This is a genomic window from Pseudomonas sp. PICF6 (genome assembly GCF_009831705.1).
Classification (GTDB): Bacteria; Pseudomonadota; Gammaproteobacteria; order Pseudomonadales; family Pseudomonadaceae; genus Aquipseudomonas; species Aquipseudomonas rhizophila.
Genome location: NZ_WUUD01000007.1, coordinates 1 through 623, shown reverse-complemented (window position 1 = coordinate 623; position 623 = coordinate 1). Strand labels below are relative to the sequence as shown.

Below are 623 nucleotides of genomic sequence, written 5' to 3'. Positions count from 1 at the left end.
GCGGTGGATGCCTTCCTGGAGGCCGGTTTTCTCAATGCCGCACGCAGTTTCGACGCCGGCGGCATGCAATTGCCGACGCTGCTGTCCCAAGCCTGCTTCGCGCACTTTCAGTCGGCCAACGCCGCTTCGACCTCTTACCCGTTCCTGACCATGGGCGCGGCGAACCTGATCGAAAGCTTCGGCAGCGAGGAGCAGAAACAACGTTTCCTGCAACCGATGATCGATGGTCGCTTCTTCGGCACCATGGCCCTGACCGAACCCCACGCCGGATCTTCGCTATCGGATATTCGTACCCGTGCGGAGCCGGCATCCGACGGCACTTATCGGCTCAAGGGCAACAAGATCTTCATCTCCGGCGGCGATCATCCGCTGTCGGAAAACATCGTGCACATGGTCCTGGCGAAACTGCCGGACGCGCCACCCGGCGTTAAGGGCATCTCGCTGTTTATCGTGCCCAAGTTCCTGGTCAACGACGACGGCAGCCTCGGCCAGCGGAACGACGTGCTGCTGGCCGGGCTGTTCCACAAGATGGGCTGGCGCGGCACCACCTCCACGGCGCTGAACTTCGGCGACAACGGCGAATGCGTCGGTTACTTGGTAGGAAAACCGCACCACGGCCTGAG

The 623-nt window shown here is 62.1% G+C and carries 1 protein-coding gene; it reads left to right on the top strand.

The window, feature by feature from the left end; all coding sequences use genetic code 11:
- Nucleotides 1-623 (top strand): acyl-CoA dehydrogenase family protein (locus GSM73_RS03180; protein WP_178129657.1); only part of this gene is annotated, 623 nt, incomplete at both ends.